Genomic DNA, 13305 nt, shown 5'->3' on the forward strand with positions numbered 1-13305 from the left:
ATATCCCGGCGATTTTAGCGTAGGAACCGGGGGGTTCCCGCATCCAAACTTGAGGAGGCCGCGTGGAAGCCTTGCCACAGGACACATTCTTGTTGACGGCCCTGGTGTTCGCGCTGGGCTTGAAGCACGGCTTCGACGCCGACCATCTATCCACCATCGACGGGCTGATCCGGTACAACAGCCGGGCCAATCCCCGGTGGGCGCGGTACTGCGGCGTCCTGTTCTCCCTCGGGCATGGCGGGGTGGTCATCGCGGTGGCCGCGGTGGCCAGCCTGATGGCGCGGTCTTGGGCGGTGCCGGGCTGGATGGAAGGTTTCGGCACCTTGATTTCGGTTTTCTTCCTGGCCTTGCTCGGCTTGGCCAACCTGTCCGCGGTCCTCCTGACGCCTCCCGGCCAGAGGGTCCGGGTCGTGGGCGTCAAGGGGCGCTGGCTGGGAAGCCTGCGGAGGGCCGGACGGCCTTCCCTGGTCGCGCTGGTGGGGGCGTTGTTCGCCTTGTCCTTCGATACCCTGGGCCAGGCGACCGTGTTCGCCCTGGGGACCGGCTCCCCCGGCGACTGGCCTCGTGCCGCCGGGTTGGGGCTGGTCTTCATGCTGGGGATGTTGACCACCGATGGCATCAATGGCCTATGGATTTGGCGGTTGCTGCGGCGGGCGGACCGGACGGGGCGGATTGCCTCCCGCGTCATGGGGCTAGCCGTGGCCGTCCTCAGCCTGGCGGTGGCGGCGTTGGGGGTGGCCAAATACGTTTCTTCCCAGGTCGGGGCCTGGATGGAGGGGTCCGAGCTGTCCATGGGGTTGGGGGTGATCGGCGTCCTCTGCGCCGTTTTCGCCGTGGCCTGGGTTTTCGCCCGTGCCCGCCTTGGCAAGGCGGCCTGACCAGGAGGGATCGCGAAGGGAACCCGCCGGGGATCGCGGGGCGGGTTTTGCTCCGGCGGGAATATTCAGGCGGTTTTGGCGGGCTGCGGGAACCAGTGGCGGGTCCGGTTGCACACGGCGCACACCGACAACATGACCGGCACCTCCACCAGCACGCCGACCACGGTGGCGAGCGCCGCGCCGGATTCCGGGCCGAACAGGGCGATGGCGGTCGCGACCGCCAGCTCGAAGAAATTGCTGGCCCCGATCAAGGCACCCGGCGCGGCCACGGCATAGTTCACCTTGAACAGCCGCATCAGGCCATAGACCAGCGACGAGTTGAAGTAGACCTGGATCAGGATGGGGATGGCGATCAAGCCCACATGCAACCAGCGACCAGTGATGTTGTCGGCCTGGAAGGCGAAGATCAGGACCAGGGTCAGCAGCAGCGCGGAAATCGCGATGGGGTGCAGGCGGGGCAGGAAGGCTTGCTCGAACCACGCCTTGCCCTTGGCCCGTAACAATCCATTGCGTGTCAATACGCCCGCCGTCAGCGGGATCACGATGAACACGACCACCGACCAAAGCAGCACATCGAATGGCACGTCGAGGCCGGAGGTGCCCGACACCAGGAACTTCACGATGGGCGCGAACAGCCCCAGCATGATGAGGTCGTTCACCGCCACCTGGACCAGGGTATAGGCCGGGTCGCCGTCGGTCAGGTAGCTCCACACGAACACCATGGCCGTGCAGGGCGCGGCGGCCAGGATGATGACCCCGGCGGTGTATTGGTCCGCCATCTCCGGGCCGATCCAGGGCAGGAACAGGTGCTTGAAGAACAGCCAGCCCAAAAGGGCCATCCCGAACGGCTTCACCAGCCAGTTCACGAACAGCGTGACCAAGAGGCCCTTGGGGTTCCGGCCCACATCGACAACCGCGCCGAAATCCACCTTCAACATCATGGGGTAGATCATCAGCCAGATCAGCGCGGCTATCGGTAGGTTGATGTGGGAAACCTCCATGCCGCGGAGGGCCGCCACCGGTTCCGGCAGCAGCTTGCCCAGGACGACGCCCACGCCCATGCAGAGCGCCACCCAGACCGTCAGGTAACGGTCGAACAGGCTCATGTGCTTGGGTTCGGCCGCGGTGGTTGCGATGGTGTTCATGACCACTGGGCCTCCTTGGAACTGCCGGGGGTTTCCACGCCGATCCGGTTCAGCGCGGCGGAGAGTTCCGGTCCCGCCATCGTCTCGAACGGCAGGGCCAGGAGCTTCTGGACGCGTTGTTCCAGGGCGGCATAGGTGGCCTCGAAGGCAGCTTCCACCTCCTCCGGGGTTCCGGTCACATGGGCCGGGTCGGGCAAGCCCCAATGGCCCCGGACCGCCTTGCCCAAATAGACAGGGCAGGTTTCGCCGCCCGCCGAATCGCAGACCGAGATCAGGATATCGATCCCGGCCTCCTCGAATTCATCCCAGGACTGGCTCTTATAGCCTTCGGTCGGGAGGCCATGGCGGGCCAGGGTGGCGAGGGCGCCTGGGTTGATGCGGCCTATGGGGTGGCTCCCGGCGCTGGAAGCCCGGAGACGGCCCGCGCCGAGATGGTTGATCAGGGCCTCGCCCAGGACGCTGCGGCAGGAGTTGCCGGTGCACAGGACCAGGACGTGGCGCGGTTGTTCCGCGGTCATGGGCGGTCCCCGGCTTTGGAACCCGGACAACAGGCGGACTTCGGTTCCAACCGGACCGCCGTGTCCGCGCCGAACATCGGGATCGACTTGAGCGTGTGGAAGGCTTCCCAGGCGATGCCTTGGGGATCGAGCGACCAGTATTTGTCGGACTCGGCATAACAGCAGGCGGCCCGGCCCTGCGCCTCGACCGGCAGGGCAGCGGCGCTCAAACCCTGGCGGACGGATTCGAGCGCCTCGCCGGAATCGACCTGTATCCCCAGATGGTCCAGGCCGGGTTCGCGGCCCCGCGCCGAGAGGGCGAAATTGACGCGGGGATCGTCCAGCATCCACTTGGCGTAGTCGGCTTCGCGGACCGTGGGCGCGGCCTGGAACAGCGCGCTGTAAAAGCGGACGCTGTCTTCCAGGTTCTCGACGGCGAGATGGACATGGAATCGTTTCATGGGGAAGCTCCCGGACGGTGGTGGGTTGAAAAAGCGCGGGGCGGCGGAGCGGGTCCGCCGGTTAGGCGGCGGGAGGTCCGCCCGTGCCCGGACACCCCGATGGCGGTGTGGCCGGGCACGGTTGGCCGCCGCAACAGTTCTCCATCAGGAAGGCGAGCAATTCGTTCATCGCCATGTAGTTGGCCGAATAGATGACGAAGCGGCTTTCCTGGCGGGATTGCACGAGGCCCGCGTGGCTCAGCTCCTTCATATGGAAGGTCAGCGAGGACGGCGGGATGCCCAAGGCCTCCCCGATCTTGCCGGCGGGCAAACCCTCCGGGCCGACCTGGACCAGGAGGCGGAAGATGGCGATGCGGGAGTCCTGGGCGAGCGCCGCCAAGGCGGTGACAGCGGTTTTTATTTCCATATTTCAATTTTAATAGAAATATTTGTGTATGCAAGCGCGTTCTCCAAAGCCATCGCAAGCCCGGCGGGCGATGGCCTGCGGAAGATGTGCGGGGCAGGGCGGGGCCCATCCGGTTTGCCAGGCGCGGTCACAGACCCGCACGCCCCGGAATCCGTGGCTTCACAGCCGGATTTCATCGCCCGAGGCCGTGGTCAGGGTGGCGCTGACCTGGCGCACGGTTTCCTGGCGGGTGCGGTCCAGGTAGGACTTGGATTTCTCGACCTCCGCGCCCAGCACGTCCACGGTCTTCTGCATGTTCTCCAGCGCCTTGACCTTGTAGCTGGAAACCATGTCCATGGTGTCGTAGATGTTCTGGAACGCCAGCTTGAGCTTGTCGAGGCTGACGGCGGCGCTGCTGGCCTGTTCGTGGACCCGGCCCGCCTGCTGCTTGAGCAGGGCCGAGGTGGACTCGATCATGCCGCTGGTGGTGGCGTTCAAGGCGCCGATCTGGTCCAGCACCAACTTCTGGTTGGCCAGCGCCTGGGCCACGATCACCGCCGTCCTCAGGGCGGAAATGGTGGTGGTGGTGGCGCGGTCCACGCCCTTGATGAGTTCCAGGTTGTTCTTGCGGATCATGTCCATCGCCAAATAGCCCTGGATGGTGACGGCCAACTGGGTCAGCAAATCCTGCACCTTCTGGCGCACGTAGAACAGCAGTTCCTCCTTGACCACGCGGGCCTTTTCCGGGTCTTGGCCCTCGATCTCGGTAAGCCTAGCGCTGATGGCCGCGTCGATCTTCTTGCCGACATAGACATACTGTTCCAGCCGCTCCATGATCCGCCAGGCATTGGCCTTCTCCTCCTCGACGGCGGCGTTGTCCTTGCGTAATTCGTCCTGACCGTGGTAGAGCGATTCCAGGATGGCGTTGAGATGGGTCTGGGCCGATTGGTATTGGCGGAAATAATCCTGGACCTTGGTGCCCATCGGGATGAAACCCAGCAACTTCCTCGGCTCCAACAGGTTGCCCTGCTTCACCGGGTCCAGCGCCTCGATCCGCACCCGCAAATCCAGCAAGGACTTGGAGATGGCCGAGCCTTCGTCGAACAGGCCGGTATTCATGGCCTGCATCGGCTTGTCCAACAGCCGGTTGGAAATCCCGGCGGCGGCGCGGATCTCGTCGTTGGCGAGGGTGTGGACCCCGGAAACCTTGGCCTTGAACGCCTCGCTGTGGAGTTGCTCGTTCAAGATGATGTTGACGAAATCCTCGACCTTTTTGTCCAGTTCCTGGAACTTGGCCGGGGCCAGCTTGACCATGCCGGCCGCCTGCTCCTTCTCGACCGGGGCGACGGCGGCGGGCGGGGTCAAGGTTTCCGGCGGGGTCAGTTCGATGGTGGCGCTCATCGCGATACTCCTGTTGCTATTGCTACTATTACGATTGGAAATGCCGGGTCCGGGGCCTTGGGCCTCCCGGCTGGGGCGGCAAAGCTTTCCACGTCGCGGCCCCCGAGTCCACCGCCCGGCGCGGATTCACCGCTCCCCCAACCGCCGGGGAAGCCGCCGCGAATACCTCCCGGTTCCCAGGGGATACCGCTAGAATAAGGTTATTGAATGCCTGTATCCTCCCTTGGATATACTCCGCGCCGCGCCCAGGGGAACCCCGCGATCGACGATGGAATGGATGGGCGTCCGCACCGGACCCCATGCCCGGACCGGCAGAATTGAACCGAGGCCGCCAGGGAAACCCGGCGCCCCCACACGACCGGAATCCCCGCCCCCGTCCACCACCGGCACCGCCATGACCGACCAGAACGCACCCGACACCCCCGAGATGGACCCCCTCATCGCCCAACCGGCCCCGGCCTCCGCCCCGCCCGATATTCCCCGCCCCCCGGTCCACAGCGGAAGCCGCCGCCGCGTCAGGACGCGGGAGCGCATCCGCTACAGCCGCCCGCGCTCGCTATGGATCGGCATACTCCTGTTTTTCATCGGCATCGAAACCGCGGTGCTGCTCGCCATCCACGCCAATATCAACATGGAAAAAACCGAGCAGCAAACCTTGAACGCCACCCTCAAAAACGGCGACAAGGAAATCAAGGAACTCAACGCCCAGGTGGTCGAAATGACCGAACTCATCGCCAAACAGGTCTACGCCCGCCTGCCGGGGCTACGCCCCTTGGCGTTCGACCGGGTCATCCCCATCGACGCGGGCCAGGTCAAGAACATCATGTTCACCCAATCCGGCATCGGCGACGAACAATCCACCGAATACCGGGTCGTGCTGTACAACCCCGGTAGCGCCACCACCCGCGCCCATATGGAAATCATGCTGTTCAACCAAGCCGGCGTGCAAAGTGGCCGGGCCGATGTCGGCGGCAACGAACTCGGTCCCGCCCCCATCGTCCTCGACCCCGGCGAAATCCGCTCCTATTCGGACAAGATCGGCCTCGAAACCGGGCAAAACGCCCCGTTCTATTTCATGCTCCGGGAACGCCCGGCAGGCAAGTAGCTTTTCCCGGAGGATGGCATGAAAGCGGCGCTGCGCTTCCTGTTCGTCATGGTCCCCGCGCTGGCCGGGGCCGACACCATCTATAAATGCGAGGACAACGGCAAGGCGGTGTTCACCGCCACACCGACCGGGCCGTCGTGCCAGCCCATGGGACTCAAGGTGATCGAAGCCGACCCCAAGGAAGCCGCCCGCCTCCGCCGGGAAACCGAGCTTTGGAACGAGCAGCGCAGGGAAATGGTCCAGGACAGCCTCGCCCGCGAGGCCAAAGCTACGCAACAAAGGCGCAAGGCGGAGTTGGACGCGGTGAAAACAAGTCCCCGCCGCTCATCGAAGGGCAGCCGATGGCAATCCGGCACAGGCACGGACCCCGGCCCGGAGCAAGTGACCGTACCTATCGCGCCGGACACGGCGTCCAGTGGTTCCGGCACGAACCGGGGATCGGCGGGAGGACATTAACCCCGTCCCCAGCGAGCGGGACGATAGCGCGACGGATGCTTGCCATAAACTTTTCACCCGTTATACTGTCCGATCTTCTGAACCGGGGGTGACTTGGCTTCGACGTGGATTACAAAACCTTAGGTGCATGCCGAGGTGCGGATTACCTCGTAAAACAATTCGCAATCTTATAGTTGCCAACGACGACAACTACGCTCTGGCTGCTTAAGTCAGCCAGCCTCTGACCAGGGTTTGCTTACGGACGCTGACTCAGGGGTAACACAATCATAAGCTCGCGAGGAGGCACGTCCGGGGCCGAATCGCTAAAAATCACGGAATCGCCGTTCTCTCGCCCTGCCGTTCGGGTGAAGCGCGGTTAAAAATCAATAGAGCCGGATAAGCATGTAGAGCCGAGGGCGGAGGATTTGCGGACGCGGGTTCAATTCCCGCCACCTCCACCAATTAAGTCATTGATCTAAAAGCCGTTTGTACCTGCCGCCACCATGAAGTGGCGGCAGAGTGGCGGCGATCATCAGCAAACCCCATCCAAATCCATCAATACTGGCCCGGAGCGGCTGGGCGTTCCGCTCTTGCCGGGTAAGGGATGCGGCAGATTCCAACCCGCAACCCCATCCGCAATGCACAAAAAAAGTTCAAAAACCGGGCAGGTGGGGAGGAGTGCGCGGCTGGCCCCCACCGGGCTTTCCCGATGCCCGCCAGTGCCTGCCCCATGTCTTTCCGATGGGCACAAAAAAGGCCCGCCAGCTTCCGCCAGCGAGCCTCGCCCGTGCCGCCTTGCCTTCGCGCTAGGCCTTGATCCCGTCCACCCGGCCCTTGTAGCCGTCCACATCCCCGCCCACGTCCACGATGTCCGCGCCCTGGGTACACGCCCCGGTGCTGGGATGCGTGTGCGTGGCCAGGATCGTGCAAAGCTGCTTCACCGCGCCCATCAACAGGCTTACCAGTTCCAGCAGGTTCTCCCCCTCGCTGCCCACCCACACCGCCGGGGCGCGCACCTTCAGGGTGCCCTTGCTCGATAGGTTGGCATCGCCCACCGCCCCGAGGTCCAGCCGCCCGCCGCTCAACGCCTGTAGCGCCCCCATGGCCCGTAGCCGGTAGAGTCCGCCCACCTCGTGCAGCTCGTCCGCGTCCACGGTGCGGCTGGCCTGGGTGAATTGTTCCAGCACCTCCAAAGCTTCGATCACCCGCTCCACACTGTGGTCGGTAATCCGCCCATCGGTCCGGCGCTCGTGGTTGCCCTGGGCGTCGATCCGATCAAAGCTCTCGGCGCTGTGCTGGCGGCGCTGTTCGCCGGGTTCGAGGTCCGGCAGGCCCAGGCCCTCGGCCAGGATGGCGCGGACCATCGGCTTATTGGGCGAACCGTAGGCGAACCCCATTTCCACCTTGGTCCCCGGTTCCGGCAGGGCGAATTGCCCGCGCTCCTGTCCGCCGGTCGGGATCGGCAAAGGCACGTCGCGCAGGATGGGAATAGCCGTGTCCGGGTTGCCGTGGGCGTCCAGCACCTGCAAATCCACCGCATAGCGGGGCCGGTACGGGTCGGCGATATCGCCCGAGGCCGAACCCTCCCGGATGCCCACCACCTCGGCGTGCTTGGGCAGGTGCAGCCCGCCCGAGAGTTCGGGGAACTGCCGCTCCATCATCCGCCTTATCGCGTCGTCCATGTGACCACCATGTGGTTGCCTTGGAATTCGAGGCGCTTGATCCGGGAGCCGTTGAGGCTGACGCCGGGCCGCAAGGCCGGAACCGCCGCGATCCGGGCGCTATCGCTGGCGAGGTGTTCGTGGAACAGATCGTCCGGCGCGTCCACCTCGCGCCCGGCGTAGCGGCTATCCGTCCACGTCCCCACGTAGACCACGCCCCCGCCCTGTTGCTGCCAAAGGTAATCGTCCACCTGGAACGCCGCGCCGATGTGGTCCAGGGCGTTGTAACCGCTGCCCAGGTTGTAGAAGTTGGGGATGCGGCGGCGGGAATAGTCGGCGTCGGGGATGCTGAACGAAAGGCCGGCGGCGTCGGCGATGGCGTTGCACACATCCGGGATCGCGCAATGGCGCAAGGCCAAGGGCAACGGCAAGCGCAGCGCCCCGGCCAGTTCGCGGCAAAACAGGCGTTGCCGGGTATAGTCCACCGGCGTGATACTCTCGACATACCCCAGGAACAGCCGCTGCCAATCGTCCGAATTGGCCCAGGCCAGGTCGAAGGCCACCGGCGCGAGTTCCGCCACCGGCCCGCCCCCGCCCACGTTCACCATGAATTCCGCCCGGCCCGGCGAATTCAAATCCAGGATCACCCGTTCCTCTATCACCGGGTACAGCGTGCCGCCGATGTTCAAGCGCCGTTCCAGCTTCATTTCAGCGCGTCATCCAACCGCTTCAAAACTTTCTCGAATCCGCTCAAAGGCTCGGTCCCGCCGGTCGCCGCACTGGACGCGCCCGAACTGGCCGCGCTCCCGGACGAACCGCCGGCCGCCGTGCCGGTCGCCGTCTGTGCCGCCGTGGATCGTGCCGCCGCCTTCGGATTGCGTTCCTCCACCTTCTCGGGCGTGCTTCGGTATTCGGCCAGGGTGAACGACACCTCCCACGCCCTGAGCCGGTCCGCTTCCTTCACGTCCAGGTTGCCATCGAACTTCACTTGCTTGATACCCATGGCCTGGGCCGTCCGGTTCTGGATCGCGAACATGCGCCGCTCCTGATTGCCGTCCTTGCCCTCGGCCAGGGCGATCAAGTCCGATAGCCACGCGGCATCCTGGTAGCGGATTTGCAGGCTGACGGACAGGCTCTTGCCCTTGTCGCCGGTCTCGGCCTTCGGAGTGGCGGAACTGTTGCCGCTCATATCCTCGCTGGCGAGCGGCAACGCCGCCGACACCCTCAGCCCATGCCCCTGGATTTTCTTGCCATCAAGCCACAGCATCGAGAATCCCCGCCAAAACCGCCAGTTCGCCCGGCTGGCCCAGGAACACCGACACGGTGGACAGCGTATGCTCGTGGCCCGGCGCTCCCGCCCCGAGCGCCGCCGCGTGGTCGGCCTCGGCATAGCAACGCCAGCAACCCGCAGGCTCGCCAGACAGCCCGGCGGTAGCCCCGGCCAGGGCGTCGGCGATGCTGGCCGCGTGCGTGGCCTTGAGGCCGGCCAAATCGTCCAGCGCGGCCAAGGCGTCGGCCAGGGTGTCCGCCGCCGCCGCGCTGGCTTGCAGGATCGCCGCCCGCTTGATCGCCGCCAGCGACGGCAAGCCCCCGGTCAACACCGTGCCCACACCCGGCGGTAGGGACGCGGGCAGGGTCCACTTGTCGGTTTCCAGGTTGATGAGGCTCGCCGCCCGCCGCGCCGCCTTGCCGAACATCGGCAAGGGAAAGGCCGCGGCTAAATCTTGCAGTCCCCGCGACAGGTCCGGCAGGCTCGCCGCCGCCACGCCGATGGCCAGGACCGCGCCGCCATAGTTGGCGGGCAGGCGTTGGATAGCCGCCCGCACCGCGTTGGGAAACGACAGGTAGCGGTAAGCGTCTTCGCCCTCGCCGATCCCGTGCTGCCAAGGATCGACCTGGATCAACCCGAGCGAGACCGGAATCCCGGCCAGGAGGGCCGAGGCATCGCCTATGGGGGCGCGGATGGCGAGCGGTGCCCAGGCCATCAGGCGGTCCTGGTGGCGAGCTGGCCGGACCCCGCGCCATCTATGCACCCCAGGGATACCCAGGTACCCGGCGGTGTGGCCCAGTTATTGTCGCCGTTGATGTTCCAGACGATGAAGCGATGTGGTCCGCTCGAATCCAACACGGTGCCCGGCGCATAGCCCGCACTCAGGCCGTAGATCGCGCCCAGCACCATGCTACCCACCCGCAAATCCGCCGCCCTCGGCACCACATCGGCGCTATCCGCATAGGTCCGCCACGCCGTCCAGACGCCGCTACTCAGGAAACGGCTATGGAGCCGCCCGCCGTGCGATTCCTGTGCCTGCTGATACACGACGTCCGCCACCTCGCGCCAAACCTTGACTAATCCATAATCGGACGGCGCATGTGTGCAATCCGAGTTGTAGTAGTAATCGCCGGGCGAAATCAGGGTATCCATATCGCCGGAGAATGGCATGGTATCCCGCAAGTCGCTGCCTAAATGGGTGATAGCATCGCGCCGCCCCGTGCCCACATTATCCCAATGGGCTGTGGCTTGGCCCGAGGTTTGTAGTTGTGTCTTGGTGTAGTAGCGATCATCGTGGCTGTGCCCGGCGTCCGACTTGCCCCCGAGCGCCGCGTTCATTTCCGCCTCGGTGTAGTAGCGGTCGTCGTGATCGTGCCCGGTGTCCGACTTGCCCCCGAGCGCGGCATCCATCGCCGACTTGGTGTAGTAGCGGTCGTCGTGGTTGTGCGGATCGGGGGGGAATGTGTCCGGTTTGCCCGCGAGCGCTTCCCAGGTGAAATCCATCTGCCACGCATCGGCGGGCACGTCCAAGTCCAGCAACGCCGCGATCCCGGAATAGGCCAGCGCGAAATTACGGGTGAGGTTGTTCCCCCGCGCGTCCCCGTCCGTGGCGGTCTTGGTGATCGGGGCGATGTAGGACACCGCCACCAGGGTATCATCGGCCCCGGCCAGCCCCACCCAGTTGAAAACGAAGTCGCCGATGGTGGCATCCAACAACAGCGAGTAAACGACCTGGTTCGGCCCCGCCGCCCCGCGCCGGTCCCAGGCCCGTTCCAGCACGATCTCGCCCGGCGCGGGCATGGATTCAATCCGGTCGGTGGGTTCCTCGCCCAGCCCGTCGATATAGGCCAGCACGAAGCGTTCGATATTCGGGTGGGTACCGGCGACTTGGTGCGCGGCAAACCAGTTTTCCCCGGCTACGGTGATAAATGCCATGGTGATTCCCTACGGTAATTCGGCGTGGTCGTAATACCAGGTATGCCCGGTCTCGCCCGCCGCGATGAAAATCCCGGCGGTGTCGGTGCCCCCCAGCCGGTAGCGGCGGCAGGTGCGGCCATATTCCTGCACGATGAAGTCCAGCATGGGGCCATATTCGGAGGTGGCGCTGTCCGGCAGGTCCAGCAGGATCACATCCCAGTCCACCGGGTCGGTGCGCTCGCGTTGGTCCAGCAAGGGGATTTCCAGGCGGTCGAAGATGCGGAAAAACCCCGCCTTCTGGCCCGAGTCCTTGGCGTTGGCGTAGGCGTGCTTTACCCGCCGCCGGTACAGGGGCAACGGCTCGCCCCGGAACCGCACCACCCGCCGCTGATAGGCCAGCAAATCCAGCATCGGCTCGGCACAGGTCAACGGGTCCAACTGTCCGAGCGGCCAGCGCATCCACCCTTCCGCCCGTGTCCACCACGACAGTGCCGCTCGTCGCAGCTTGTCGAGTTCGGGGCCGGACAGCCAAAACGGCAACTTGAGGTCGATCATTCGGCGTCCTCCACCGTCACGTCCAGATCATCCAGCACCGGAATCCACAGCCCGGCCACGATGTCCGGTTCCCCGAAGTCGATGCTATGCAAGGCCGGGAATTGCTCGTGCAGCTCCTTCGCCAACCGGCTGAAGCTGAACCGGGAATAGGGATAGGCCAGCGTGGCCTTGCCCTGATAGGCGAGGTTCGCCCGGAACGCGGTGCCGATGAAATTTTCTAGCCCGGCCTGTAGCGCCGCCTTGGCTTCGGTGGACGTGCCCGGCTCGGCCCAGGCCGTGACGGCCAGGGAATAGCCAGTCTCGGGCATCTGCGCCACGAGTAGATCGTCCCCATGGCCGTGGTTGCCATCGTCCATGATGTGGGTGTTGATGGCGCTCAGGTACTCGGCGGCATCGGCCCCGAAGTCGAACAGCACATAGGCGTTCGCGCTGCCTGGTCCGCGCGGCGCATCATGGACGAACCAAATCGAATCGATATCCACGCCGGGGAAACTGGCGATGATGGACTTGTAGGCCGCGTCGGTGTGATAGCTGGACGCCGTGGCGAACTGGTTGCGGCATCGCGCCCTGAGCGCGTCATCCGTCTCGGCATCCGCGCCGGGCAGTGTCAGCCAATCGGCTTCGTTGGTTACGGATATTCCGTTGATCGGGGTCGGCAGGATCGAATAGTAGCCCGCGCCCAGGTTGTAGGCCGCGCCCACCCCGGCGGCGATCACTGGCGCGGACACGCTCAACTCCCCGGCGGGGAGGGTGGCGTCGGCGGTGGTGGTGACCACATAGGCCACGCCATTGATTTCCGCTGTGCGGATCGTGGTCCCGGCGGCGATGGTGAGCGGCCCGCCCGCCGTGGTGCGCGAGAACACCACCACGCCCTCGGCCTGGACGCCGGGTTTACGGCTCAGGTTCACCGCGTCGGCCAACAGTTCCAGGAACACGCCCGAAGCATAGGCCAGGAACGCATTCGGCAGCACGGTATCGGCCACGAGGCCCACCAGCCACAGCACGGGCCGGGTGATGAGCGCCGTCACGGTCCGCCAGAACGGCGAATAGGCCGGGAGGTTGGAGATCGGCGAATCCACCGCCGCCAATTCGGTCCGCCATTGGGTTTCAAGGTCCGCTTGCGTGGTGGGAATTCCCGCGTCCTTCAATACCTGCCAAAAATCAACCTGGGTACTCATAGCAGCCCCGGCAGTATGCTGGCCGTAAACCCGAATTTCCCATAATCCACGGTATCCCCCAGGATGAAAAAGGTATCGTTATCGGCCCTTTCAATCTTGACCGTTCCTGGCACCAAGCGAATATCCTCTTCGATCAACAAAACCAGCCGATCCAGCAGTGCCCGGACCTTAACGCCATCCCGTTCGGCGATGCAGCGCCACAGCAAACCACTCTCCCGGATCACGTGCTTCAAGTCCTGCACCACGCTATCTTTATTGGCAAGCAATAGCGGCTCGAAACTCAGGTCTATATCCAGGTCGTTATTGACAATTCGCCAATCAATATACAACCCAGGATTTCCAAGATAGGGCTGTGCCGAGGGGCCGGGCTGGCCGTCGCTCTCGTGTTCGTTGATGGCAGGATCGTTGATTACCATA

General features: G+C 64.8%; 16 protein-coding genes and 1 other RNA gene. 4 read left to right on the forward strand and 13 right to left on the reverse strand.

Annotated elements, in window-relative coordinates; genetic code table 11:
- The first annotated feature begins 62 nt into the window (after nucleotides 1-62).
- Nucleotides 63-878 (forward strand): HoxN/HupN/NixA family nickel/cobalt transporter, encoded by an 816-nt coding sequence (locus tag K5658_RS05280; protein ID WP_221065926.1) that lies wholly within the window; start codon nucleotides 63-65, stop codon nucleotides 876-878.
- Nucleotides 879-943: 65 nt separating this feature from the next.
- On the opposite strand, the gene arsB is transcribed toward K5658_RS05280, so the two are convergent.
- From arsB to K5658_RS05305, 5 genes are all read right to left on the reverse strand, one after another.
- Nucleotides 944-2023: an ACR3 family arsenite efflux transporter gene (arsB, locus tag K5658_RS05285; protein WP_221065927.1), complete on the reverse strand. Its 1080-nt coding sequence runs from the start codon at nucleotides 2021-2023 to the stop codon at nucleotides 944-946.
- Entirely contained in the window at nucleotides 2020-2541 is a 522-nt protein-coding gene (locus K5658_RS05290) for an arsenate reductase ArsC (RefSeq protein ID WP_221065928.1), read from the reverse strand. The genes arsB and K5658_RS05290 overlap by 4 nt, the downstream gene beginning before the upstream one ends.
- Nucleotides 2538-2981, reverse strand: a complete 444-nt coding sequence (locus K5658_RS05295) for an ArsI/CadI family heavy metal resistance metalloenzyme (protein ID WP_221065929.1) — start codon at nucleotides 2979-2981, stop codon at nucleotides 2538-2540. Before K5658_RS05295 ends, K5658_RS05290 begins: the two co-directional genes overlap by 4 nt.
- Nucleotides 2982-3042: 61 nt before the next feature.
- Entirely contained in the window at nucleotides 3043-3387 is a 345-nt protein-coding gene (locus K5658_RS05300; RefSeq protein ID WP_221065930.1) for an ArsR/SmtB family transcription factor, read from the reverse strand.
- A 159-nt stretch (nucleotides 3388-3546) separates the two neighbouring features.
- Nucleotides 3547-4767, reverse strand: coding sequence for a toxic anion resistance protein (locus tag K5658_RS05305; RefSeq protein WP_221065931.1), 1221 nt, complete (start codon nucleotides 4765-4767; stop codon nucleotides 3547-3549).
- A 394-nt stretch (nucleotides 4768-5161) separates the two neighbouring features.
- Between K5658_RS05305 and K5658_RS05310 the strand changes: the two genes are divergently transcribed.
- From K5658_RS05310 to ssrA, 3 genes are all read left to right on the forward strand, one after another.
- On the forward strand, nucleotides 5162-5872 hold the full coding sequence (locus K5658_RS05310) for a hypothetical protein (protein ID WP_221065932.1): 711 nt from the start codon (nucleotides 5162-5164) through the stop codon (nucleotides 5870-5872).
- A gap of 18 nt (nucleotides 5873-5890) precedes the next feature.
- On the forward strand, nucleotides 5891-6328 hold the full coding sequence (locus tag K5658_RS05315; RefSeq protein ID WP_221065933.1) for a DUF4124 domain-containing protein: 438 nt from the start codon (nucleotides 5891-5893) through the stop codon (nucleotides 6326-6328).
- Nucleotides 6329-6412: 84 nt separating this feature from the next.
- Nucleotides 6413-6768, forward strand: a transfer-messenger RNA (tmRNA) gene (gene ssrA, locus K5658_RS05320).
- 345 nt (nucleotides 6769-7113) lie between these two features.
- On the opposite strand, the gene K5658_RS05325 is transcribed toward ssrA, so the two are convergent.
- From K5658_RS05325 to K5658_RS05360, 8 genes are read right to left on the reverse strand one after another with little or no spacing between them, the layout of a single operon-like run.
- Nucleotides 7114-7989, reverse strand: a complete 876-nt coding sequence (locus K5658_RS05325; protein ID WP_221065934.1) for a hypothetical protein — start codon at nucleotides 7987-7989, stop codon at nucleotides 7114-7116.
- Nucleotides 7974-8675 carry a hypothetical protein gene (locus tag K5658_RS05330; protein ID WP_221065935.1) on the reverse strand — a complete coding sequence of 234 codons (702 nt, stop codon included), beginning with the start codon at nucleotides 8673-8675 and terminating at the stop codon, nucleotides 7974-7976. The genes K5658_RS05325 and K5658_RS05330 overlap by 16 nt, the downstream gene beginning before the upstream one ends.
- On the reverse strand, nucleotides 8672-9235 hold the full coding sequence (locus tag K5658_RS05335; protein ID WP_221065936.1) for a baseplate complex protein: 564 nt from the start codon (nucleotides 9233-9235) through the stop codon (nucleotides 8672-8674). The genes K5658_RS05330 and K5658_RS05335 overlap by 4 nt, the downstream gene beginning before the upstream one ends.
- Nucleotides 9222-9953, reverse strand: coding sequence for a hypothetical protein (locus K5658_RS05340; protein WP_221065937.1), 732 nt, complete (start codon nucleotides 9951-9953; stop codon nucleotides 9222-9224). Before K5658_RS05340 ends, K5658_RS05335 begins: the two co-directional genes overlap by 14 nt.
- Nucleotides 9953-11173 (reverse strand): phage tail-collar fiber domain-containing protein, encoded by a 1221-nt coding sequence (locus tag K5658_RS05345; protein WP_221065938.1) that lies wholly within the window; start codon nucleotides 11171-11173, stop codon nucleotides 9953-9955. Before K5658_RS05345 ends, K5658_RS05340 begins: the two co-directional genes overlap by 1 nt.
- A gap of 9 nt (nucleotides 11174-11182) precedes the next feature.
- Nucleotides 11183-11710 carry a hypothetical protein gene (locus K5658_RS05350; protein ID WP_221065939.1) on the reverse strand — a complete coding sequence of 176 codons (528 nt, stop codon included), beginning with the start codon at nucleotides 11708-11710 and terminating at the stop codon, nucleotides 11183-11185.
- The gene (locus tag K5658_RS05355) at nucleotides 11707-12888 is read right to left on the reverse strand and encodes a baseplate J/gp47 family protein (RefSeq protein WP_221065940.1); all 1182 of its coding nucleotides are present in this window, start codon (nucleotides 12886-12888) and stop codon (nucleotides 11707-11709) included. Before K5658_RS05355 ends, K5658_RS05350 begins: the two co-directional genes overlap by 4 nt.
- Nucleotides 12885-13304: a DUF2590 family protein gene (locus tag K5658_RS05360; RefSeq protein WP_221065941.1), complete on the reverse strand. Its 420-nt coding sequence runs from the start codon at nucleotides 13302-13304 to the stop codon at nucleotides 12885-12887. Before K5658_RS05360 ends, K5658_RS05355 begins: the two co-directional genes overlap by 4 nt.
- Between the last annotated feature and the right edge of the window lies 1 nt (nucleotide 13305).

The organism is Methylomagnum ishizawai (assembly GCF_019670005.1).
Taxonomy (GTDB): domain Bacteria; phylum Pseudomonadota; class Gammaproteobacteria; order Methylococcales; family Methylococcaceae; genus Methylomagnum; species Methylomagnum ishizawai.

Bases quoted from the DNA above. Each gene is read 5' to 3' on its own strand.
- K5658_RS05305 (WP_221065931.1), bottom strand. From the start codon at position 4,767: ATGAGCGCCACCATCGAACTGACCCCGCCGGAAACCTTGACCCCGCCC.
- K5658_RS05325 (WP_221065934.1), bottom strand. From the start codon at position 7,989: ATGGACGACGCGATAAGGCGGATGATGGAGCGGCAGTTCCCCGAACTC.
- K5658_RS05335 (WP_221065936.1), bottom strand. From the start codon at position 9,235: ATGCTGTGGCTTGATGGCAAGAAAATCCAGGGGCATGGGCTGAGGGTG.
- K5658_RS05310 (WP_221065932.1), top strand. From the start codon at position 5,162: ATGACCGACCAGAACGCACCCGACACCCCCGAGATGGACCCCCTCATC.
- K5658_RS05300 (WP_221065930.1), bottom strand. From the start codon at position 3,387: ATGGAAATAAAAACCGCTGTCACCGCCTTGGCGGCGCTCGCCCAGGAC.
- arsB (WP_221065927.1), bottom strand. From the start codon at position 2,023: ATGAACACCATCGCAACCACCGCGGCCGAACCCAAGCACATGAGCCTG.
- K5658_RS05315 (WP_221065933.1), top strand. From the start codon at position 5,891: ATGAAAGCGGCGCTGCGCTTCCTGTTCGTCATGGTCCCCGCGCTGGCC.
- K5658_RS05355 (WP_221065940.1), bottom strand. From the start codon at position 12,888: ATGAGTACCCAGGTTGATTTTTGGCAGGTATTGAAGGACGCGGGAATT.
- K5658_RS05295 (WP_221065929.1), bottom strand. From the start codon at position 2,981: ATGAAACGATTCCATGTCCATCTCGCCGTCGAGAACCTGGAAGACAGC.
- K5658_RS05360 (WP_221065941.1), bottom strand. From the start codon at position 13,304: ATGGTAATCAACGATCCTGCCATCAACGAACACGAGAGCGACGGCCAG.
- K5658_RS05330 (WP_221065935.1), bottom strand. From the start codon at position 8,675: ATGAAGCTGGAACGGCGCTTGAACATCGGCGGCACGCTGTACCCGGTG.
- K5658_RS05345 (WP_221065938.1), bottom strand. From the start codon at position 11,173: ATGGCATTTATCACCGTAGCCGGGGAAAACTGGTTTGCCGCGCACCAA.
- K5658_RS05340 (WP_221065937.1), bottom strand. From the start codon at position 9,953: ATGGCCTGGGCACCGCTCGCCATCCGCGCCCCCATAGGCGATGCCTCG.
- K5658_RS05350 (WP_221065939.1), bottom strand. From the start codon at position 11,710: ATGATCGACCTCAAGTTGCCGTTTTGGCTGTCCGGCCCCGAACTCGAC.
- K5658_RS05290 (WP_221065928.1), bottom strand. From the start codon at position 2,541: ATGACCGCGGAACAACCGCGCCACGTCCTGGTCCTGTGCACCGGCAAC.